The following is a 21,742-nucleotide window of genomic DNA, read 5'->3' on the forward strand; positions in this document are numbered from 1 at the left end:
ACTGGATGATCGGGCGAGACAGAGCTGGCAGGCATTGGCCGCGCAGGAGGACGAAGTCGTGATCGGTCAGCGTCAGCCGGGTGATGTCATGCGTCTGGCTGACAGGGGCCGGCGGGACCTCAAGCGCCTGCTGCAGGAAGCCGACATCCCACCCTGGCAGCGCCACCAGCTGCGGGTAGCGCGAGGGTGAGCGTCATGTCGGCGGCCTTCTGCAGACTGCTTTCCTGGGTCAGGTCATCACAGATCAGACTGTGATCCCGATATTCTTCTGCCAGGCTCAGCCGCAATTCGTCGCCCTTGGCGCTCAATTGCGTGCCGAGGACAGGCTGTTCAGGGCGTGAATGATTGAGCATCACGGCGATGCGCAGCAGGCGTGCCAGACGGGCGAGGCGTGGCTGGAGCGTCAGCGGCAGATTGGCAAGCTCCCGGCTGGCGAACTTGCGACGATGGGCGCGTACCAGGAAGGCGAGCGCCTTCTGCTCCGGTCGCGAGAACCCCTGCAGGTCGGAATGCTCGATCAGGTAGGCGCCATGACGATGGAACTGGCTATGCGAGATGGCCAGCCCGACTTCATGCAGTTCGGCCCCCCAGGCCAGCATCTGACGGGAGGTTGCCCCCAGTGACCACGCATCCGCGACCTGGTCGAACAGCGCCAGCGCGGTATCGCGCACGTTGGCCGCATGGCGGGTGTCGATACCATAGCGACGGCGCAGCAGATCGATGGCCGCGATGCGCGAGTCTTCCGCCGTATTGCGACCGATCAGATCAAACAGCACGCCTTCGCGCAACGCGCCATCGGAGTAGCGGATCTGCTCGAGTTCCAGGGCTTCGAAGATACCGCACAGGATCGCGACCCCGGCCGGGAAGACGCTGGCGCGGTCACTTTTCAGGCCTGGCAGGCTGACCTTGTCGAGACGCTTGAATCCCAAGAGAGCGGTGCGCAGCCGATGGAGTCCCTCGCGAGTCACCAGGCCGTGTGCTGCCCAGCCATGGGCTTCCATCACGCTGGCGGCTGCCTTGATGGTGCCGGAGGAGCCGACGGGGTCGTCCCAGCCCAGCTCGCGATAGCTGCGCTGTATGCTGGCCAGCTCCGAGCGAGCGGCCAGTTCGGCACGGCGCATGCGTTTCTCGCTGATCTCGCCGTCAGAGAAGAATGCCTTGGTATAGGCCACGCAGCCCATGTGCAGACTTTCCAGCAACAGCGGCTCGAACTGTTCACCGATGATGAATTCCGTCGAGCCGCCGCCGATGTCGATGATGAGGCGCTTGCCATGCACATCGGCCAGGGCATGGGCGGCCCCCAGATAGATCAGGCGCGCTTCTTCACGGCCGGCGATGATCTCGATGGGATGCCCTAGCAATTCCTCGGCGCGATCGATCAATGTCTGGCTGTTGTGCGCGGCACGCAGCGCGTTGGTGCCGACGATGCGCAGATGCTCCGCCTCGATGCCATCCAGGAAGGGCGCGAACTGTGCGAGGCAGTTGAGCGCACGCTCCATGGCATCTTCACTGAGCATGCCGTCTTCATCCAGGCCAGCTGCCAGCTGGATCTTCTCGCCCTGCTTGGCCACGACCTGCAATTGTCCGGCCTGATGATTGGCCAGCAGCAGATGGAAACTGTTGGAGCCGAGATCGATGGCGGCCAGCTTCAACAGTGGTGCATCGTCACTGGTGACGGGACTTGCGTTCGAGGTGAAGCTTGACTACCATCGAGGCGTTCGCCTGATTACACGCTCTCTGATTGCGTCATGTCGACCGTCCCACGGTCCCCCAGTTGTCAGCCAGCCCTCTGGTAATTCTGTCCTTATATTCACAGGTCAGCCACCAGGCGATTCATACCGCTAGATTCCATATCGAGAAGACTTTTACGTCAGGAAGCACGACGCCCCATGTCCTTGCGGACGGGCTGCAGTCGCTGCGTCGCTCGACACTCCGTTGCCGAATCCGTTGTACGGCCGTGGTGAGTGATCTTTCCTGAACCTTTGGCACCTGTATTCTTTCCACTCAGGCGCTTGCCCCCGGGAATGCTGTCGAGATCAGCCTGCACTCACACAGTACAGTGTCAGTCTCTGCCTCCTGCTCGTCTTCTCGATTCCCTTCTTATCTAAGCCGATGAATCTTACCCAACTCAAGCAAAATACCGTCCCGGAACTGCTGGAACTCGCCCAGACCATGGGGATCGACAACCTGGCACGTTCGCGCAAGCAGGACATCATCTTCGCCATCCTCAAGAAGCACGCGAAAAGCGGCGAGGATATCTATGGTGATGGTGTGCTGGAAATCCTGCAGGACGGCTTCGGCTTCCTGCGCAGTGCGGATTCTTCCTACCTTGCTGGCCCCGACGACATCTACGTTTCCCCGTCCCAGATTCGCCGCTTCAATCTGCGCAAGGGCGATACCATTTCCGGCAAGATTCGTCCGCCGAAGGAAGGGGAACGTTACTTCGCGCTGCTCAAGGTCAATCAGATCAACTTTGACCGTCCCGAGAACGCCAAGCACAAGATCCTGTTCGAGAACCTGACGCCGCTGTTCCCGCAATCGCGTCTGCTGATGGAAATCGGCAACGGTTCCACCGAGGACATCACCTCGCGCATCCTGGATCTCACGGCCCCGATCGGCAAGGGACAGCGTGGTCTGATCGTGTCACCGCCCAAGGCGGGCAAGACGATGATGCTGCAGAACATCGCCGCCTCCATCACTCGCAACAACCCCGAATGTCACCTCATCGTGCTGCTGATCGATGAGCGTCCTGAGGAAGTCACCGAAATGTCGCGCACCGTGCGCGGCGAAGTCGTGGCCTCCACCTTCGATGAGCCGCCGGCCCGTCACGTCCAGGTCGCCGAGATGGTGATCGAGAAGGCCAAGCGTCTGGTGGAGCACAAGAAGGATGTCGTCATCCTGCTCGATTCCATCACGCGTCTGGCGCGTGCCTACAACACCGTGGTGCCGTCCTCCGGCAAGGTGTTGACCGGTGGTGTCGATGCGCATGCCCTCGAGAAGCCGAAGCGCTTCTTCGGTGCCGCGCGCAACATCGAGGAAGGCGGCAGTCTGACCATCCTCGCCACGGCACTGGTCGACACCGGTTCCAAGATGGACGAAGTCATCTTCGAGGAGTTCAAGGGCACCGGTAACATGGAAGCGCACCTCGACCGCAAGCTGGCCGAGCGTCGTGTCTTCCCGGCACTCAACATCCGTCGTTCCGGTACGCGTCGTGAAGACCTGATCGCGTCTGAAGATGAAATGCAGCGCATGTGGATCCTGCGCAAGCTGCTCAATCCGATGGAAGACGTGGCCGCGACCGAATTCCTGATCGACCGCCTGAAAGATACCAAGACCAACCTCGAGTTCTTCGAGGCCATGAAGCGCCGCTGAGCACTTCCCGAGACGCCCATCTCCTGATCAGGAGATGGGCGTCTTGCGTTGTCGGCCTGCCGACTATCGGCTGGCAATGGTATGCTCGGAACCTGATCAAGCCGACCGGAAACTCCCATGCAGTATCGAGACTTGCGCGATTTCATCGCGGCGCTGGAAGAGAAGGGCGAACTCAAGCGCATTCGTGCCGAGGTGGACCCTTACCTGGAGATGACCGAGATCTGCGATCGCACCCTGAAGGCGGGTGGTCCGGCGTTGCTGTTCGAGAACGTCAAGGGCCACAGCATGCCGGTGCTGGGCAATCTGTTCGGCACACCGCGTCGTGTGGCGCTGGGCATGGGGCAGGAATCGGTCGAGGCGCTGCGCGAAGTCGGCGAGCTGCTCGCCTTCCTCAAGGAGCCGGAGCCGCCCAGAGGCTTCCGTGATGCCTGGGACAAGTTGCCGATCTTCAAGCAGGTGATGAGCATGGGCCCCAAGCGGGTCAAGCGTGCGCCCTGTCAGGAAGTCGTGCTGGAAGGGGATGATGTCGATCTCGACATGATTCCGATCCAGCACTGCTGGCCCGGAGATGCCGCGCCGCTGGTGACCTGGCCGCTGGTGATTACCCGCGGGCCGCACAAGGAGCGTCAGAACCTCGGCATCTACCGTCAGCAGAAGCTTGGCAAGAATCGGCTGATCATGCGCTGGCTGGCGCACCGTGGCGGGGCTCTGGATTTCCGTGAGTGGCAGAAGGCCCATCCGGGTGAGCCCTTCCCGGTCGCCGTGGCGCTGGGGGCTGACCCGGCGACGATTCTGGGCGCTGTCACTCCGGTGCCGGATACGCTGTCCGAGTATGCCTTCGCGGGGCTGCTGCGCGGCTCGCGCACCGAGCTGGTCAAATGTGGCCTGTCGGAGCTCGAGGTGCCGGCCAGCGCCGAGATCATCCTCGAGGGCTACCTGTATCCGGATGACATGGCACCGGAAGGCCCCTACGGCGATCACACCGGCTATTACAACGAGGTCGAGACCTTCCCCGTCTTCACCATCGAGCGCATCACCCATCGGCGCGATCCGATCTATCACTCGACCTATACCGGGCGTCCACCGGATGAGCCGGCGATTCTCGGTCTGGCCCTCAATGAGGTCTTCGTGCCGATTCTGCGCAAGCAGTTCCCGGAGATCGTCGACTTCTATCTGCCGCCGGAGGGATGCTCCTACCGCATGGCGGTGGTGACGATGAAGAAGCAGTACCCCGGCCACGCCAAGCGCGTGATGATGGGAGTCTGGAGCTTCCTGCGCCAGTTCATGTATACCAAGTTCGTGATCGTGCTGGATGATGATGTCGATGCCCGCAAGTGGGAAGATGTCATCTGGGCCATCACCACGCGGATGGACCCGAGCCGTGATACCGTTCTGGTCGACAATACGCCGATCGACTATCTCGATTTCGCCTCGCCAACGGCGGGGCTCGGCTCCAAGATGGGCATGGATGCCACCAACAAGTGGCCCGGCGAGACCGACCGCGAATGGGGCGAGCCCATCGTGATGAGCGACGAGATCGTCTCGCGGGTCGATGAGCGCTGGGACAGTCTGGGCATTCTGGATTGAGTCGCGGCAGGCTTCAGACAACAAGAGGATACGATGACGGCGCGGACCCTGACCTGTCATGTCGAGAGTGTGGAAGACCTGACCCCGGACGTGTTTCGTGTGCGCTTTGCCGCACGTCCCGAGGCCCTGGCGCATGCGCCGGGCCAGTATCTCGAGATGAAGCTCGACGACACCACCTGGGTACCGTTCTCCATCGCCAACGCTGCCAAGGGAGATGGCGTGCTTGAGCTGCATATCCAGCACTGGCCGGAGCGCAGCAACTCGGCGCGTCTGCGCAGCCTGCTGGTCGCGGCCAATCAGCTGGAGTTGCGCCTGCCGAATGGCGAATGCGTGCTCGATCTCGACGACCCCAGTCCCGTCGTGCTGATCTGTGCCGGTACCGGATTCTCGCAGATGCATGCCATGTTGCAGGCAGCGTTTGCACACGGCCTCAATCAGCCCATCGAACTGTGGTGGGCCGCGCGTGAGCGTCGGGATCTGTATCTGGAAAGCGCCGCGCTCCACTGGGCCGCCAGTCAGCCCAATTTCCGCTACGTGCCGGTACTGGAAGAAGCGCCTGAGGCGGGTGATGCTCACCATCAGGCACTGGAAGCGGCTGGGGTCGAGGCAAGCTTCAATGGCCATATCGGTCGTATCGATGATGCGCTGCGAGCGCATGCGGAGAGCATGGCAGGCAAGCGCGTCTATCTGTCGGGCTCGCCCGGCATGGTCTATGCCTGTGTCGATGCGCTGACGCCGTTGGGGGTCGAGGCCAGCGCGCTGAGCTCCGATGTCTTCAGTTATGCACCACGCGAGCCGCTGCTGGATCCGGCGCTGGTATCCGGCTGAAGCTGCCTGACGTTGCCTGAAGCTGCCTGACGTTGCCTGAAGGAGTCGAGTGAATGAGTCAGTCCCCCATTCTGATCACCGGTGGCGCCCAGCGACTGGGGCGCTACTGCGCCGAACGTCTGGTGGATGATGGCCATCCCGTCATCATCAGTTACCGACGTGAGCGCGAAGAGCTCGATGCCCTGCGGGCGTTGGGTATCCGCACCGTCCAGGCGGATTTCTCCAGTGAGGCGGGCATCCAGGCCTTCATCGCGACGATTCGTGAGATGACGCCGACGTTGAGGGCCATCGTGCACAATGCCAGCGACTGGGCGCCGGATGGTGGGGCGGAGGAGCGCGGCGAGATGTTCGAGCATCTGTTTCGCGTCCACATGCAGGCGCCGTATCTGATCAATCTGGCGCTGCGTGATCTGCTGGAGGCAGGTATCGAGACTCAGGCCGACATCATTCACATGAGTGATTTCGTGGTCCAGAAAGGCTCGCGCAAGCATGCGGCCTACGCGGCCAGCAAGGCGGGGCTCGAGAATCTGACCTTGTCGTTCGCATCGATGTTCGCGCCACGCATCCAGGTCAACACCATCGCGCCGGCGCTGATCATGCTGCGCCCGGACGACGATGATGACTACGCCGAGCGAGCGCGGGCCAAGTCTGCGATGCAGAGTGTGCCGGGCCCAGGGGTGATCTGGCAGGCGCTGCGTTATCTGCTGGACAGTCCCTATGTCACGGGCACGACACTGCCGGTGGATGGCGGACGTCATCTAGGGCAGCATGAAAAAGGCCCCCGCTGAGAAGCGGGGGCTTTTTAGTGCCTACAGAATGTGGCGGCCTTCGACGGCGGTGAACTGGCCTTTCTTGAGCGTTGGCCCCATGTTCTGACCGGAGGGAGCGCCGCCCGGATTTTCCAGCGTGATCACCAGATCGCTGTCGGGGAAGGCGGCCAGATATTCCTTCGGCACCTCCACCTTCATGGTGCCGGAGTGCGGCAGGATGCCCAGTGACATCGGCTCCTTGCCATCCTTGGCCATCAGCCACAGCTCGCAGACCTTGCCGGGGGCCGGGGCGTTGGGGCTGACGGCCTGGACCATCATCTCACCCGAGTGGGAGGCATTGACGATCCAGCCGGGGCTGCTGTCAGGGTTGCTGACCACGAACACGTAGTCGCTCTCCATGCTCTCGTTCTGACCCAGACTGAAGGTCAGGCTGACGGCGAGTGCGAGGCTGAACGCCGTGGCCGTCATGCCTTGCCACAGGCCCAGGCGACGCCACCACGGCTGCCGGGCGGTGCCCGTCGCCTCGGCGATGCCTTGCCAGACATCGGCGGGCGGCGCGACAGGGGGCAGCTGTTCATTGAACACGTTCAGGTGTTCGCGCCAGCGCTCCACATCGCGCTGCAGGTCGTGACTCACGGAGAGCAGCGACTCGAAAGCGGCGCGCTCACTGCGTGTCAGGGTTCCGAGCGCGTACTCGCCCGCTGCGGTTTCACGCAGTTCGGGATCGCTCAGATCAAATGACTCATGCATGTCTTTAACCTCTCGAGTCCACGTCGGACCCAGCTCTTGACGGTGCCCAAGGGCTGGTCCAGTTGGTTGGCCAGATCCTGGTGGGTGAGGCCTTCGAAGTAGGCCAGTTCCAGGGCGCGGCGTTGATCGTCATTCAGCTCGGCCAGACACTGGTGGAGTTCACCACTGTGCTGGGCCAGGTCGACATCTGCCTCGATATCACTTCGACCGGGCATGGCAGCGATCAATTCGTCGCTGTCGTGCTCGCTGGGTCGCTGTCGACGTATCCAGTCGATGGCGATGTTGCGGGTCATGGTGCCGAGCCAGGTCATCGGGCGGGCGCGGCCGGCGTCATACTGGCCGGCGGCGGCCCATACCCGGATGTAGACCTGCTGAAGACAATCCTGCGCGGATGCCTCATGTCTCAAGATACGCAGCAACTGAGCGTATAGATGCGCACTGGTTGCGCGATAAAGTCGATCCAGTGCCTTGGCATCCTGCCGGGCACATCCCGACAGATACTCTATCAGTGCATCATTTCGGGAATCCTGCATGTATGCATTCCAAGCTGTGGGCGCGGTGTCAGGCACCGCTGGACGAATGCGCGTTGCCGATCATGTCGTTCGACAACCAAAGGTTATACTGATGCCACTCCGGGCTGATAGTCCTTCTTTATACGTGCAGGCAACGGTTTGTTGCCCGATCACGCTTGCGTGCGACGTTTCGTAGTGCAAGGATAGAGTCATCCGGCTGCGTGTGCGGCTGGCTATTGGTATTGGTTTACACAGGGGCGCGCCTGAGGTTACGGCGTGCCTGTCTCGTACGGGCTGCCACCACCTTGAAGAACCCCCGGTCGCAGCCACGACCGGGGGTTCTTGCGTTTGGGCCCGGCAATCTCTCATGACGAGAGAGGCGTGCCACCCTAACGTGCCAACGATGATTGCAGCATGAATGACTGGAGGAATGACCATGCGTACCACGATCCCGACTACCCGCTTCTCTTTCGCTTCCGCTCGGGTCGTGCATGGTTATTGGCGCTGGCGATTTAGCGGCGTCCTGCCTCTTTCCGCTGTCACCGCGGGGCAGGGCGAGCAACATCGGGGTGACGATTCGCGAAGTCCCTGTCTGTCAGAGTGAATATTGCGTGATGAAGCCGAAGCTTCGTCACAGGAGAGAAGACCATGAACGCCAGCCTTGAACGCGTGTTGACGAATGACCCGCACACAGCCGATACCACTGTCGACACCATGACCGCCGAGACTACCCCCGTGACCCGCTTCGATGCCGCCCAGACACCGACCACTCCCGGACGCATCAGTCGTGAAGCCCTGCCCAGCGCCAGCGAATTGCGCGCGCAGCTGCCGGTGGATGCTGACCTGGCCGGCCAGATTCGCCAGCACCGCGCTGAGATCAACGCGATTCTTGCCGGGGAGGATGATCGCCTGCTGGTGGTAGTCGGCCCGTGTTCCATCCATGATCTCAAGGCCGCGCGTGAATACGCCCAGCGCCTTGCGGTGATCGAACCGCAGGTCCGTGATCGCCTCAAGCTGGTGATGCGTGTCTATGTCGAGAAGCCGCGCACGACGGTGGGCTGGAAGGGGCTGGCCTATGATCCGCATCTGGATGGCAGTGATGACATGGCCAGCGGCCTGCGTCAGGCGCGCGAGCTGATGCGCGAGATCAACCAGATGGGCCTGCCGGTGGCGACGGAGCTGCTGCAGCCGCTGACCGCCGCCTACCTGGAAGACCTGCTCGGCTGGGCGGCCATCGGGGCACGCACCACCGAGTCACAGATCCACCGCGAGATGGCCTCCGGCCTTGGCTGCGCCGTAGGCTTCAAGAATGGAACCGATGGTGGGGTCGAGGTCGCCGTGCAGGCGATCGGTGCGGCAGCTCACGGGCATCGCCACTTCGGCATGGATGACAGCGGGCGCCCGGCGCTGATCGAGACCGCGGGCAATCCCCACACCCACGTGGTGCTGCGGGGCGGCCATGGTCAGCCCAACTACGATGCAGACTCGGTGGCCGCCTGCCGGCGAGAGCTGGAAGGGGCCGGTCTGACACCGCGACTGATGGTCGACTGCAGTCATGCCAACTCGCGCAAGGACCACCGTCGTCAGAGCGAAGTGATGCTGGATGTGCTCTCCCAGCGTCTGGCCGGTGATGACGCCTTGATCGGCGTGATGCTGGAAAGCCATCTCAACGAGGGCAAGCAGGCATTGCCGGCAGCGGACAAGCTCTCGCAGCTGCGCCATGGCGTTTCCGTGACCGATGCCTGTCTCGGGTGGGAGACGACGGAGCATCTGTTGAGTCTGGCGGCAGAGCGTCTGCGAGACGCCTGACGTCATACGACTGTCATTTGGTTCGCGTATCACTCTTGTTGCCCTTGGCGGCCCCACAGGGGCCAGGCCTGAAAAGAACAACCCGCAACCTGACTACGGGGAAGCAGCATGAGCAAGGAAATTGAAGATCATCGCCTACTGAATGCCAGTCACAACGAGACATTCTCTTCCATCATCGACAAGCACCTTTCCCGTCGTCGCGTGTTGCAGGGTGGTCTGGGCATGGCGGCTGCCAGCATGCTGGGCGGCTTCGGGCTGGCGGGCCTGAGCGGTGCGGCCAATGCCGACAGCGGCAAGACCACAGGGACTCCGGCGAAGACACCGCTGGCGCTGGCCTTCGAGTCCATCAAGGGCTCTCGCACGGATGCCTTCGTGGTACCTGCAGGGTATACCGCCCATGTCCTGGCACCGTGGGGCACTCCGCTCAACGACAAGGCACCGCAGTGGAGTGAATCGCTGGCGATGACGCCGGAGGCCCAGCTCAACAGCATCGGCATGCATCACGACGGCATGCACAACTTCGCGCTGAGCGAAGACACCGCCTCCAGCAATTTCCTGCTGGTGATGAACAATGAGTACATCGATCAGGATGCCCTGTGGGCGCCCAAGGGCGGCGCGACCAATGCGGAGTCCGGCAAGCGCCCGGCCGATGAAGTGCGTACCGAGATCAATGCCCACGGCGTGACCGTCGTCGAAGTCAAGAAGGATGCCGGCGGCAAGTGGGATGTGGTGAGCAACTCCGGCTACAACCGTCGCTATACCAGCGCCAGCGAGATGGTGTTGAGTGGCCCGGTGGCAGGCAGTGATTACGTCAAGACTGCCTTCTCTCCGGAGGGCACGCGCACGCGTGGTACCAACAACAACTGCGCCAACGGCTATACCCCCTGGGGCACCTACCTGACCTGTGAGGAGAACTGGCCGGGGTACTTCGTCAAGCGCAGTGATCGTCAGAGCGATGATGATCGCATCGGCATCGAGACCGAGCGTGGCCGCTACGGCTGGGAAACCGCCGCGGGAGATGCCAGCGAAGTCGATGGCGAATTCGCGCGCTTCGACAATACGCCGACGGCGGACAGTGCCGACAAGGATTATCGCAATGAGCCGCGTACCTTCGGCTACATCGTCGAGATCGACCCCTACACCGGTGAGAAGGCCGTCAAGCGCACCGCGCTGGGACGTTTCCGCCATGAAGGCTGCTGGCCTGGCAAGCTGGTCGAAGGCGAGCCGGTGGTGTTCTATTCAGGCCATGACTCGCGCAACGAATACATCTACAAGTTCGTCTCCGATGCCAGATGGGAGGCCGCCGATGCGCACGTGCCGGGAGCCGACAAGAATCGCCTGACGATCGGTGACAAGTATCTGGACAAGGGCACGTTGTATGTTGCCCAGTTCTCCGCCGACGGTACTGGCAAGTGGCTGAAGCTGACGCCGGATGCCGTGACCAGGGATGGCCGGACGCTGGCCGCTGCACTGGGCCTGGCGGCCGATGATCTGGCCGGTGTCATCATCCATACCGCGGACGCGGCGGATCTGTTGGGCGCCACGCCGATGGACCGCCCGGAGTGGGGTGCCGTCGACCCGGCTTCCGGTGAGGTCTACATGACACTGACCAACAACTCCAAGCGCACCGAAGAGGGTACCGCGGCGGCCTTCACCAATGACGGCAAGGCCATCGAGGAGCCGGGAGTCGGTTACAAGACGGCGCCGACCAATGCCGCCAACCCGCGCGGTGACAACGAGGCTGGGCAGATCATCCGCTGGCGTGAGGCGGGAGATCACACCGCCTTCGATTGGGAGATCTTCGTGTTCGGCGCGGCGGCCAGTGATGCCGACAACCTGTCCGGCCTGACTGAGATGAATGAATTCGCCAGTCCGGATGGCCTCTACTTCGACGAACGTGAGGACGAGCAGGGTATCCTGTGGATCCAGACGGACAACGGCTACGCCGGTGTGGCGGACGCCACCAATGACCAGCTACTGGCGGTCGTGCCGGCCGCGCTTCAGCAGGCCGAAGGGGATGCTGCCGTGATCGGTGCCGATAACCAGGCACAGCTCAAGCGCTTCGCGGTTGGCCCGAACGGCTGTGAAGTGACCGGCATCTTCGCGACACCTGACAGGACGGCGTTGTTCGTCAATATCCAGCATCCCGGCAACTGGCCGCAGAGTGTGGATGCGACTGCCGAAACTGACGGCAGTGTGCGCCCGCGCGCCGCGACCGTCGTCATCCAGCGTGAAGATGGTGGTCAGATCGGTGTCTGATGGGCGCGATCAGGCCTTGGCAGCGTAGGCGAACAGCAGGGTTTCCTGCACGCTGATCGGCTCTGCATCGCCGGCATCCAGCTGGGTGTAGTGACCATCGCTTTCCAGGCGCCAGCTCTGGCAGTTGTCGACCAGATAGGTGTCCAGGTCCTTGCGGATGCGCTGCGCCAGCTTCTTGTCGAGCAACGGGAAGCAGGTCTCGACGCGATGGAACATGTTGCGCTCCATGAAGTCCGCGCTGGAACACCAGGTCTCCGGCTGGCCGGCATTGTGGAAGTGGAAGGTGCGAGTATGTTCCAGGAAGCGACCGATCACCGAGCGGACGCGGATATTGTCGGAGATGCCCGGAACGCCCGGACGCAGACAGCAGACCCCGCGGATGATCAGATCGCACTGCACGCCCGCGCGTGAGGCGCGATACAGCGCGCGGATCAGCTTGGGTTCGGTCAGTGAGTTGCACTTGATGATGATGTGGGCGCGCTTGCCCTTCTCGGCGTTGCGCGCTTCCCGGTCGATCATCTCCACCAGTCGCTCATGCAGTGTGAAGGGGGCATGCAGCAACTTCTCGATATTGCGTTGCTTGCCCATGCCGGTCAGCTGCTGGAAGACCTTGTGGACGTCCTCGCACAAGGTCTCATTGGACGTCAGCAGGCTGTAATCGGTGTACAGGCGCGCCGTCTTGGCGTGGTAGTTGCCGGTGCCGAGGTGCGCATAGTGGCGCAGCTCGCCATTTTCTCGCCGCACGATGTGCAGCATCTTGGCATGGGTCTTGTAGGCCATCACCCCGTAGATGACGATGGCGCCTGCCTCCTGAAGGCGGGAGGCCAGCTGCAGGTTGTCGGCTTCATCGAAGCGGGCACGCAGCTCGATCACCACGGTGATCTCCTTGCCCTGGCGTGCAGCTTCCACCAGCGAGGAGACGATGTTGGAATCGGCTCCGGTGCGATAGAGCGTCTGCTTGATGGCCAGCACGTTCGGGTCGCGCGCTGCCTCGGCCAGCAGACTCTCGACCGGCGAGAACGACTGGAAGGGGTGATGCAGCAGGATGTCCTCGCGGCGAATGGCATCGAACAGGCTGTTGTCACTCTTGAGTGCCTTGGGCGTGCCGGGAGTGAACGGTGCGTAGAGCAGGTCCTCGCGGCCCACGTCGCCGATGACTTCCATCAGGCGATTGAGGTTGACCGGTCCCTTCACCTGATACAGGTCTCGCTTCTCCAGCTCGAACTGCTTGAGCAGGAAGGTGTAGAGCGCCTCTGGACAGTTGTCCGCCACTTCCAGGCGCACGCCATCGCCGTAACGCCGCGCCAGCAGCTCGCCGCGCAGCGCCGAGGCCAGATCCGAGACATCCTCGGCATCCACCGAGAGGTCGGCGTTGCGCGTCAGCCGGAACTGGTAGCAGCCCTTGATCTTCATCCCTGGGAACAGCTCCTGGGCATGGGCATGAATCATCGAGGACAGGAAGACGTACTCGGTATAGCCGCTCTCTGCGAGCGCTTCCGGCACGCGAATCAAGCGCGGCAGCGAGCGTGGAGCCGGAAGAATGGCCAGGCCGCCCTCGCGCCCGAAGGCGTCCTTGCCTTCCAGCTCGACGATGAAGTTGAGGCTCTTGTTGACCAGGCGCGGGAAGGGATGTGATGGATCAAGCCCGATCGGGCTGATGACCGGCTGAATCTCTTCCTCGAAGTATTCGCGAACCCAGGCTTTCTGGGCGTCGTTCCACTGATTGCGGCGACGGAAGCGGATGTGTTGCTCTTCAAGCGCCGGAATCAGTTCTTCGTTGAGGATGCGGTACTGGCGCTCCACTTGCTCGTGGGTGATGCGCGAGATCTCGTCGAGCACCTTGCCGGGCAGCATGCCATCCGGGCCGGGCTCGGTGCGGTCGAAGGCGATCTGATGCTTGAGACCCGCCACGCGGATCTCGAAGAACTCGTCCATGTTGGACGTGAAGATCAGCAGGAACATCAGCCGGTTGAGCAGCGGATGCGAAGTGTCCTGCGCCTGCTCCAGTACCCGGATGTTGAACTGCAGATTCGACAGCTCACGGTTGAAATACAGGGCGGGGTCGGCCAGGTCGGCTTCGGGGGAGGGCGTGACCTTGGCGTGAATGCCCTTGCGCGTGCGATTGACGCGCAGGGGCGGAGGTTCAAGGGCTGGCGGCTCGTCGGTGACCAGCTCCATGTCGCCCTCTTTCCCCCGGGACGCCGCCGGGGCGGCAGCGTCCTGATGCGGTTGGGGAGCGGTGTCCAGCGAGGTGTCTGACGCGTCATCTATGGCGTTCTTGTGGGTCTGTTCCATCATCAACTCCATGACCCCGGTCAGACACGGTCCGGTCGCCGGGGTAGTCAAAGGCGATTCTTCTCCGCCAGCAGTTCCGCGGCCCGGCGGGCAAAATAGGTGAGAATGCCGTCGGCACCCGCACGCTTGAAGCACATCAATGATTCGAGAATGACCTTGTCGGCATCCAGCCAGCCGTTCTGGAAGGCGGCCATGTGCATGGCGTACTCGCCGCTGACCTGGTAGGCGAAGGTCGGCACTTCCAGTTCACGCTTCACGCGGGACACCACATCCAGGTAGGGCATGCCCGGCTTGACCATCACCATGTCGGCGCCCTCGGCGAGATCCATGGCCACTTCATGCAGCGCTTCGTCGCTGTTGGCCGGATCCATCTGGTAGGTCTGCTTGTCGGCCTTGCCCAGATTGCCGCTCGAGCCCACCGCATCACGGAACGGGCCGTAGTAGTTGGAGGCGTACTTGGCCGAATAGGCCATGATGCGGGTATTGATCAGGCCTTCCTGTTCCAGCATGGCACGGATGGAGCCGATGCGGCCGTCCATCATGTCAGAAGGGGCCACGACATCGGCGCCCGCTTCCGCGTGTGACAGTGCCTGCTTGATCAGGGTGTCCACGGTGCGGTCGTTGAGCACGTAGCCGTCATCATCGAGGATGCCGTCCTGGCCATGCACGGTGTAGGGATCCAGCGCCACATCGGTGATCACGCCCAGCGTCGGGATGGCTTCCTTGAGGGCACGCACCGCGCGCTGCACCAGGCCATTGGCGTTGTAGGACTCCTCGGCCAGCAGGCTCTTGGCCTCGGCATCGATCACCGGGAACAGCGCGATGGCCGGCACGCCCAGCGCATGGACCTCACGGCATTCCTTGACCAGCAGGTCGATGGACAGGCGCTCGACCCCGGGCATGCTGGTCACGGCTTCACGACGCTGCGAACCTTCCAGCACGAAGACCGGCAGGATCAGATCATCGGCCGTCAGCTGGTTCTCGCGCATCAGGCGGCGAGAGAAATCATCCTTGCGCATGCGGCGCATGCGAATCGCAGGAAACTGGCGTGGGGTACGTTGACTCAAGAGAGGCTCTCCGGATCTAAGGCTCCGGTTCCGTGAGGGACGCTGGAAGTCTAGGTCTATAATATTTCAATGATATTACAGGTCAGACGGCGCCCATACGACCAGTTCACCGTCAATGGAGTAACACATGACCAAGCAGGTAGCCCTGATCCTATCCGGTTGCGGTGTCTATGATGGCTCCGAGATCTACGAAACGACCCTGACCATGCTTCGGCTTGATCAGCTGGGCATCCGCTACGAGTGCTTCGCTCCGGACATCGATCAGCATCATGTGCTCAACCACGCCACCGGCGAGGAAATGGACGAGACACGCAATGTGCTGACCGAGTCGGCTCGCCTGGCGCGTGGCAAGGTGCGTCCGTTGCCGGAGCTGTCCGCCGAGGACTTCGACGCGCTGATTCTGCCCGGTGGCTTCGGTGCCGCCAAGAATCTCAGCAACTTTGCCGTCAAGGGCGCGGATCTGACGCTGGTGGATGGTCTGCGCGAGGTGGTGCAGCCCTTCCATGCGGCCGGCAAGCCGATCGGCGTGATGTGCATCGCGCCGGTGATGATGCCGAAGCTGCTGGGCGAGGGGATCTCGGTCACCATCGGCACGGACCCTGAAGTCTCCGGCGCCATCAGTGCCCAGGGCGGTCTGCACAAGAGCTGTGAGGTGACGGATATCGTGATTGATGCCGCCAATCGCGTGATCACGACGCCAGCCTACATGCAGGCAGAGCGCATCTCCGAGGCTGCCGAAGGCATCTTCAAGCTGGTGGAGCGTCTGAACGGCTGGATCGAGGAAGACCAGGCCAAGGCCAGTCAACAGGATTGATCAGGGGGCCTGCTGCGAGGCCTCATCATCGCTCGCCGGACGGCGGCGCTTGAAGGCGCGTGCGGCGAGAATCCCGACCTCGAACAGCAGCCACATCGGAATCGCCAGCAATGACTGCGAGATGACGTCAGGCGGTGTCAGCAGCATGCCGACCACGAAGCAGGCGATCACGATGTAGGGGCGTTTCTTGCTCAGCACCTCCACGGACGTGGCCCCCGTCCAGATCAGCAGGAAGGTGGCGATGGGAATCTCGAAGGCCACACCGAAGGCGAAGAACAGCTTGAGGACAAAATTCAGGTACTGATTGATGTCCGTCATGATCGCCACGTTCTCGGGGCCCGTGGTGGTGAAGAACTGGAACAGCAGCGGGAAGACGACATAGTAGGCAAACGCCGCGCCCGCATAGAACAGCAGGATGCTGGAGGCCAGCAGCGGCAACGCCAACGCCTTCTCGTTCTCGTAGAGTCCCGGCGCGATGAAGGCCCAGGCCTGATAGAGCACCGCCGGAATCGCCAGGAACAGCGCCACCACCAGTGTCAGCTTGAAGGGGGCCAGGAAGGGCGAGGCCACCTCGGTGGCGATCATCTGAGAGCCGGGAGGCAGCAGGGCCATCAGCGGCTCGGCCACATACAGATAGATCTGATTGGAGAAGCCATACAGCGCCGCGAATACCACGAGGACCACGACAGTCGCACGCAGCAGGCGGGAGCGCAGTTCGATCAGATGCTCGATGAGCGGGGCGTGGGCAGCCTCGCCGGAGGCGGAGGGCTGCGGGTCATGCGGATCACTCATCAGGAACGCGGCTCCCGTGACTCACTGGTGGGGGTGGCGGAGGTCTCTTGCTCGCCTGAGGTCGTCTCCGTGGTCGAGCGAGCACTGTCGGCGGCAGGCGAGGCGTTGGCATCCTCCTGTGACGCGGGCGAGGAACGCGTGATGGTGGTTTCCACCTCACGCGCCTCATTGCGGGCATGTGCCAGGGTCTCGTCGAGCTGCTTCTTCTGCTCATTGAGCGTCTGACGCAGTTCTTCGGCTTCCAGCTGGGCGCTGATTTCCTGCTGGATCCCCGAGACGCTGCGCTTGATGCGCCCCAGCCACAATCCCGCCGTACGCGCCGCCCGGGGCAGACGCTCCGGGCCGAGCACGATCAATGCCAGCAGCGAGATCAGTGCCAGTTCAAAAAAGCCGATGTCGAACATGCGGCTTACGAGCGCTTGTCAGCGGTATCGCGGCGCTCGGCCTCGACATCGATGGTATCGCCGCGGGATTCACCGTGGGAGACCTTCTGCTGAGGAGCCGTGTCTTCGGGGGCCTTTTCCTCTTCCTTCATGGCGCCCTTGAAGCCTTTGACCGCGCCACCGAGGTCTGATCCGACGTTGCGGAGCTTCTTGGTGCCGAAGATCAGGATGATGATGCCGAGCACGATGAGGAGCTGCCAGATACTGATGCCACCTAACATGGGAAGTTCTCCATTTTGGCCGATGGGACTAGGTCACGAGGCCTTGAGTCTTGCAGGGTGAGAGCACCACTGCCAGGGAAATCGGCTTGCGCTGCAAGTCGTCTGCTTGATCATCACTGACCGCGAGCGGCCTTTTCATCATGGCCGGAGACGCCGAAGCGTCGCGCCAGCTCATCCAGCACGTCCTGATGGTCCAGCCCGAGGTGAGAAAGCATCACCAGCGAGTGGAACCACAGGTCGGCGGTCTCACCGATCACTGCACGGTGGGAGTCCACGTCGTCCTGAGTGAAATCCTTGGCGGCCAGTACCGTTTCCGTGGCCTCTTCGCCAATCTTCTCCAATACCTTGTTGAGGCCCTTGTGATGCAGGCTCGCGACATAGGAGGACGTCGGATCAGCGTCGCGCCGCTCTGCCAGTACGTCTGACAGGCGGTTGAGAATATCACTCATGAATCATCATTCCTGAAAGCATGGGGTCTGGCGGCTAGCGCCACAGCAACAGCACGATGCCCAGCCCCGCGCCGACCAGCACCATCATCGGTTGCGTCTCGGCCCAGGCGATCAGCGGTTGCCAGCCGAAGGCCACGGCGATCAGCAGTCCACCTGCGCGCAAGCGCCAGCCGGTGCTGGACGCATGATTGACACGATCGCGCAGCGTGGCGAGTGCCTCGGTCTGACGCTGTCGAGCGCGGTGTTCATCATCGATGCGCTGCATGGCCTGGAAGGCCATCACCGGCAGCTGCGGCAGCTGATGTGACAGCTCCGGAGCCTGCTTGACCATCTCGGCCCAGAACGCCTTGGGGCCGGCGCGCTCCTTCATCCAGCGCTCCAGATAGGGGCGGGCGGTGGCCCACAGGTCGAGATCCGGATACAGCTGACGGCCGAGGCCCTCGATGTTGAGCAGCGTCTTCTGCAGCAGGACCAGCTGCGGCTGGACTTCCATGTTGAAGCGGCGCGCGGTCTGGAACAGGCCCAGCAGCACCTGGCCGAAGCTGATGTCCTTGAGCGGCTTCTCGAGAATCGGCTCGCAGACGGCCCGGATGGCCGCGGCGAACTCGTTGGCGCGCGTGCCCTCCCCGACCCAGCCGGACTCGATGTGCAGCGCCGCGACCTCGTAGTAATCCTGACGGAAGAAGGCCAGCAGATTGCGCGCCAGATAGTCCTGGTCCTCGCGGGTCAGGCTGCCGACGATACCGCAGTCGATGGCGATGAACTGCGGGTCATGGGCGTTCTCTCGCGAGACGAAGATGTTGCCGGGGTGCATGTCGGCGTGGAAGAAGTTGTCGCGGAACACCTGGGTGAAGAAGATCTCCACGCCGCGCTCGGCCAGCTTCTTCAAGTCGGTGCCCTGGGCTTCCAGCTCGTCGATGTCGGCGACCGGGATGCCGCGGATGCGCTCCTGCACCATTACCCGGCGCCGCGTCAGCGGCCAGTGGATGGTCGGCACGTAGAGCAGGGGCGAATCGAGGAAGTTGCGCTTGAGCTGGGAGGTGTTGGCGGCCTCCTTGTGCATGTCCAGCTCGTCGAACAGCGTGGCCTCGTAATCGGAGACCACTTCCACGGGGCGCAGACGCCGTGCTTCCGGCGAGAGCTTCATCAGCAGACGCGCGAGCAGATACAGCAGGCCGATATCCTTGCGCATCACCTCTTCGATGCGCGGGCGGATCACCTTGACCACCACGTCGGCACCATCGTGCAGGCGTGCCGCATGGACCTGGGCGATGGAAGCCGAGGCCAGCGGTTGCGCCTCGAATTCGGCGAAGGCTTCCTCGACCGGCATGCCCAGCTCCTGCTCGACCAGTTCGCGCGCCACCTCGTTCTCGAAGGGCGGCACCTGGTCCTGCAGGCGCTTGAGCTCATCGGCGACGTCCGGTGGCAGCAGGTCACGACGAGTCGAGAGCATCTGGCCGAACTTGATGAAGATCGGGCCCAGCGCTTCGAGTGCCAGCCGCAGGCGCTCACCACGCGAGCGCTTGCCGACAGGCAGCAGGCGCAGCGGTGAGAGCTTGACCAGCGGCCGCAGCAGCGCAGGTACGCGAGACAGCGGGATCAGATCATCCAGTCGATAGCGGGCGATGACCCACAGGATGCTCAGCAGGCGATAGAGTCTCACGACGGCTGGCACTCCCGATCAGCGGACCGTGGCGTGGTGACGGCCTCCAGATGGCGTCGCAGGCGCGCCAGGCGTGCCTCGGTGCGATCCAGGCACTGGGTCAGCTCGGTCAGCTCGTCCCGCGCGACCTGCAGCTGGGCATGGCCGGGCAGCCAGCGTGCTTCCTCGGTCAGATACTCGCGCAGATCCAGCTCCAGCTCACGACGGCTGGTCAGCCCGAAGCGACCGAGGCTGCGCAGGCCGGTGGCCAGACTATGACCGGGGGTCTCGCCGAACCATTCGCTCAAGGCCCCTTCCCAGTCGAGATCGAGATCCATCACCAGGTCCCGTGCGCTTTCCAGCAGGTGCAGACGGCCACGCACGGCCAGGCGGCCCTCGAACATCAAGCGCTCGATGGGCTCACCGGACAGCAGTGCCGCGGCAGTTTCCATGTCCAGCTCCACCACCACGTCGCCGTCGCTCTCGTTGGCCTCGGGCAGGCGCAGCAGATGCAGCCCCTGCAGGTCGAAGTGCACCAGCAGGTCGAAGGCGGGGCGCTCCAGGCGCAGCAGCAGGCGTCTGCCGGCAAGCGCATTCAGGCGCATGGCGGAGGCGGGGTCACGGGCGAGCAGGCGGTTGAGCGTGCGTTCCGCCGTCGCCACCAGCAGGGGGGTCAGCAATGCCATGACAGCCTCAAAGCTTGATACCACGGTGCAGCGCGACGATGCCACCGGTGAGATTGGTGAACTCGACACGCTCGAGACCTGCCTCTTCCATCATGCCGGCCAGGGTCTTCTGGTCGGGGTGCATGCGAATGGATTCGGCCAGATAGCGGTAGGAATCGGCGTCGCCGGCGACCATCTCGCCCATCTTCGGCAGCAGGCGGAAGCTGTACTGATCGTAGGCGGTGGAGAGCAGCGGATTGACCGGCTTGGAGAACTCCAGCACCAGCAGACGGCCTCCGGGCTTGAGGATGCGCTGCATGGAGCGCAGGGCCTTGGCCTGGTCGGTGACGTTGCGCAGCCCGAAGGCGATGGTGATGATGTCGAAGGTGTTGTCAGGGAAGGGCAGCGCCTCGGCATTGGCCTGCACATACTCGACATTGCCACCCACACCGCGGTCGAGCAGCTTGTCACGCCCGACGTTGAGCATCGAGGCGTTGATATCGGCGAGCACCACGCGACCCTTCGGCCCGACCAGGCGCGAGAACTTCAGCGTCAGATCCCCGGTGCCACCGGCAATGTCCAGCACCGTCTGGCCCGGACGGGCACCGGCACGCTCCAGGGTAATGCGCTTCCACAGACGGTGGATGCCGAAGGACATCAGGTCATTCATCACGTCGTACTTGGCGGCGACACTGTGGAAGACATCCGCGACGCGGCCTGCCTTCTCGTCCACGGCAACTTCCTGATAACCGAAGTGAGTCGTACGCTTGTCCATGACTTCCCCTGTTGTGACGCCACCCATGGGGGACGTCAGCGCAATATGGTGAGCTTTCGCAGTGGCTCGATTGTAACCGCTGGCCAGCGGGCTGTCTTTTGACAAGACGTCGAGTCGGACATCTTGCCGCGCCCCATTGGCATCAGTGGCTTACAGCTGATTGAGCGGAATGCCCAGCGGCTCACGCGAGGCACCGGCCTCTTCCAGCTGGCGCAGGTAGTAGGCCCACATGGCATCGCGGCGGTTGGCCAGTTCCCACAGGTATTCCCAGGTGTAGAGGCCGCTGTCGTGGCCATCATCGAAATGCAGCTTCAGCGCATAGCGACCGCTCTGGGTGATGTTGGCCAGACCGACGTGGCGCATGCCGACCTGCAGCGTTTCCTGGCCGACACCGTGACCGCGCACTTCCGCGGAGGGGGACATCACGCGCAGGAATTCGGTGCTGAGGCGGAAAGTCTGGCCATCCGCATAGCCCAGTTCCAGTTCACGCTCCGACTTGTGATAGTGCACGCGCGTCGGTACCGGGGCCTCGTCGGCGTCACGGGCATGGCGCTCATTGAGGCGGTAGTCGCGCTGCTGGCTGCCGAAGGAACAGGAGCGTCGAGCGACATCTCGGGCGCGTCGACGTATCTATGTCGCATGATGCACTGACGCCCGAACCGGGCCAAGCCGGATCGGGCGTCAGTGGCATC

At 62.8% G+C, this 21,742-nt stretch carries 21 protein-coding genes; 8 read left to right on the plus strand and 13 right to left on the minus strand.

The genetic code is table 11. From position 1 onward, the window contains the following. The first annotated feature begins 34 nt into the window (after nucleotides 1-34). Complete coding sequence (gene tilS / locus CU110_RS17815) at nucleotides 35-190, plus strand: tRNA lysidine(34) synthetase TilS (RefSeq protein WP_346427152.1); 156 nt, start codon at nucleotides 35-37, stop codon at nucleotides 188-190. Here the strand turns inward: tilS and ppx are convergent. After that, a complete protein-coding gene (gene ppx / locus CU110_RS01690) occupies nucleotides 120-1,652 on the minus strand; it encodes an exopolyphosphatase (RefSeq protein ID WP_240665441.1) in 1,533 nt (510 codons plus the stop codon). The two genes, tilS and ppx, sit on opposite strands and share 71 nt — an antisense overlap. Before the next feature lie 460 nt (nucleotides 1,653-2,112). Between ppx and rho the strand changes: the two genes are divergently transcribed. From rho to folM, 4 genes are all read left to right on the plus strand, one after another. Continuing rightward, entirely contained in the window at nucleotides 2,113-3,372 is a 1,260-nt protein-coding gene (gene rho, locus CU110_RS01695) for a transcription termination factor Rho (RefSeq protein WP_077377862.1), read from the plus strand. A gap of 117 nt (nucleotides 3,373-3,489) precedes the next feature. Next, nucleotides 3,490-4,959, plus strand: a complete 1,470-nt coding sequence (gene ubiD, locus CU110_RS01700) for a 4-hydroxy-3-polyprenylbenzoate decarboxylase (protein ID WP_084207824.1) — start codon at nucleotides 3,490-3,492, stop codon at nucleotides 4,957-4,959. Nucleotides 4,960-4,992: 33 nt separating this feature from the next. Next, entirely contained in the window at nucleotides 4,993-5,787 is a 795-nt protein-coding gene (locus CU110_RS01705; protein ID WP_084207825.1) for an FAD-binding oxidoreductase, read from the plus strand. Nucleotides 5,788-5,840: 53 nt separating this feature from the next. Beyond that, complete coding sequence (gene folM / locus CU110_RS01710) at nucleotides 5,841-6,575, plus strand: dihydromonapterin reductase (RefSeq protein WP_127734395.1); 735 nt, start codon at nucleotides 5,841-5,843, stop codon at nucleotides 6,573-6,575. Between the two features lie 21 nt (nucleotides 6,576-6,596). Here the strand turns inward: folM and CU110_RS01715 are convergent, their stop codons facing one another. Beyond that, the gene (locus tag CU110_RS01715) at nucleotides 6,597-7,307 is read right to left on the minus strand and encodes an anti-sigma factor (protein WP_077377873.1); all 711 of its coding nucleotides are present in this window, start codon (nucleotides 7,305-7,307) and stop codon (nucleotides 6,597-6,599) included. Then, entirely contained in the window at nucleotides 7,286-7,840 is a 555-nt protein-coding gene (locus tag CU110_RS01720) for a sigma-70 family RNA polymerase sigma factor (protein WP_084207827.1), read from the minus strand. Before CU110_RS01720 ends, CU110_RS01715 begins: the two co-directional genes overlap by 22 nt. 627 nt (nucleotides 7,841-8,467) lie before the next feature. Between CU110_RS01720 and CU110_RS01725 the strand changes: the two genes are divergently transcribed. Next, nucleotides 8,468-9,628, plus strand: a complete 1,161-nt coding sequence (locus CU110_RS01725) for a 3-deoxy-7-phosphoheptulonate synthase (protein ID WP_167592958.1) — start codon at nucleotides 8,468-8,470, stop codon at nucleotides 9,626-9,628. 108 nt (nucleotides 9,629-9,736) lie between these two features. Next, nucleotides 9,737-11,887, plus strand: a complete 2,151-nt coding sequence (locus CU110_RS01730) for a PhoX family phosphatase (protein ID WP_084207828.1) — start codon at nucleotides 9,737-9,739, stop codon at nucleotides 11,885-11,887. A 9-nt stretch (nucleotides 11,888-11,896) separates the two neighbouring features. On the opposite strand, the gene ppk1 is transcribed toward CU110_RS01730, so the two are convergent. Together ppk1 and hemB are read right to left on the minus strand one after the other, a co-directional pair. Next, entirely contained in the window at nucleotides 11,897-14,065 is a 2,169-nt protein-coding gene (gene ppk1 / locus CU110_RS01735; protein WP_077377882.1) for a polyphosphate kinase 1, read from the minus strand. Between the two features lie 164 nt (nucleotides 14,066-14,229). Continuing rightward, nucleotides 14,230-15,249, minus strand: a complete 1,020-nt coding sequence (gene hemB / locus CU110_RS01740) for a porphobilinogen synthase (protein WP_084207829.1) — start codon at nucleotides 15,247-15,249, stop codon at nucleotides 14,230-14,232. A 127-nt stretch (nucleotides 15,250-15,376) separates the two neighbouring features. On the opposite strand from hemB, the gene elbB reads away from it, so the two are divergent. After that, the gene (elbB, locus tag CU110_RS01745; protein WP_084207830.1) at nucleotides 15,377-16,063 is read left to right on the plus strand and encodes an isoprenoid biosynthesis glyoxalase ElbB; all 687 of its coding nucleotides are present in this window, start codon (nucleotides 15,377-15,379) and stop codon (nucleotides 16,061-16,063) included. Here elbB and tatC read toward each other — a convergent pair whose 3' ends face one another. From tatC to CU110_RS01785, 8 genes are all read right to left on the minus strand, one after another. Continuing rightward, nucleotides 16,064-16,855, minus strand: coding sequence for a twin-arginine translocase subunit TatC (gene tatC, locus CU110_RS01750; RefSeq protein WP_077377891.1), 792 nt, complete (start codon nucleotides 16,853-16,855; stop codon nucleotides 16,064-16,066). Continuing rightward, nucleotides 16,855-17,259 (minus strand): Sec-independent protein translocase protein TatB, encoded by a 405-nt coding sequence (gene tatB, locus CU110_RS01755; protein WP_077377894.1) that lies wholly within the window; start codon nucleotides 17,257-17,259, stop codon nucleotides 16,855-16,857. Before tatB ends, tatC begins: the two co-directional genes overlap by 1 nt. 5 nt (nucleotides 17,260-17,264) lie before the next feature. Further along, nucleotides 17,265-17,519, minus strand: a complete 255-nt coding sequence (tatA, locus tag CU110_RS01760) for a Sec-independent protein translocase subunit TatA (RefSeq protein WP_084207831.1) — start codon at nucleotides 17,517-17,519, stop codon at nucleotides 17,265-17,267. A 113-nt stretch (nucleotides 17,520-17,632) separates the two neighbouring features. Continuing rightward, complete coding sequence (locus CU110_RS01765) at nucleotides 17,633-17,968, minus strand: phosphoribosyl-ATP diphosphatase (RefSeq protein ID WP_077377900.1); 336 nt, start codon at nucleotides 17,966-17,968, stop codon at nucleotides 17,633-17,635. Nucleotides 17,969-18,002: 34 nt separating this feature from the next. Next, nucleotides 18,003-19,631, minus strand: coding sequence for a ubiquinone biosynthesis regulatory protein kinase UbiB (ubiB, locus tag CU110_RS01770; protein ID WP_084207832.1), 1,629 nt, complete (start codon nucleotides 19,629-19,631; stop codon nucleotides 18,003-18,005). Next, nucleotides 19,628-20,296 carry an SCP2 sterol-binding domain-containing protein gene (locus CU110_RS01775; protein WP_084207833.1) on the minus strand — a complete coding sequence of 223 codons (669 nt, stop codon included), beginning with the start codon at nucleotides 20,294-20,296 and terminating at the stop codon, nucleotides 19,628-19,630. The genes ubiB and CU110_RS01775 overlap by 4 nt, the downstream gene beginning before the upstream one ends. A 7-nt stretch (nucleotides 20,297-20,303) precedes the next feature. Continuing rightward, nucleotides 20,304-21,050, minus strand: a complete 747-nt coding sequence (gene ubiE / locus CU110_RS01780) for a bifunctional demethylmenaquinone methyltransferase/2-methoxy-6-polyprenyl-1,4-benzoquinol methylase UbiE (protein WP_077377909.1) — start codon at nucleotides 21,048-21,050, stop codon at nucleotides 20,304-20,306. Between the two features lie 150 nt (nucleotides 21,051-21,200). Next, on the minus strand, nucleotides 21,201-21,560 hold the full coding sequence (locus CU110_RS01785; protein WP_240499733.1) for a DUF971 domain-containing protein: 360 nt from the start codon (nucleotides 21,558-21,560) through the stop codon (nucleotides 21,201-21,203). Nucleotides 21,561-21,742 lie beyond the last annotated feature (182 nt).

The sequence above is a fragment of the Cobetia sp. ICG0124 genome, from assembly GCF_004006355.1.
GTDB classification, from domain to species: domain Bacteria; phylum Pseudomonadota; class Gammaproteobacteria; order Pseudomonadales; family Halomonadaceae; genus Cobetia; species Cobetia marina.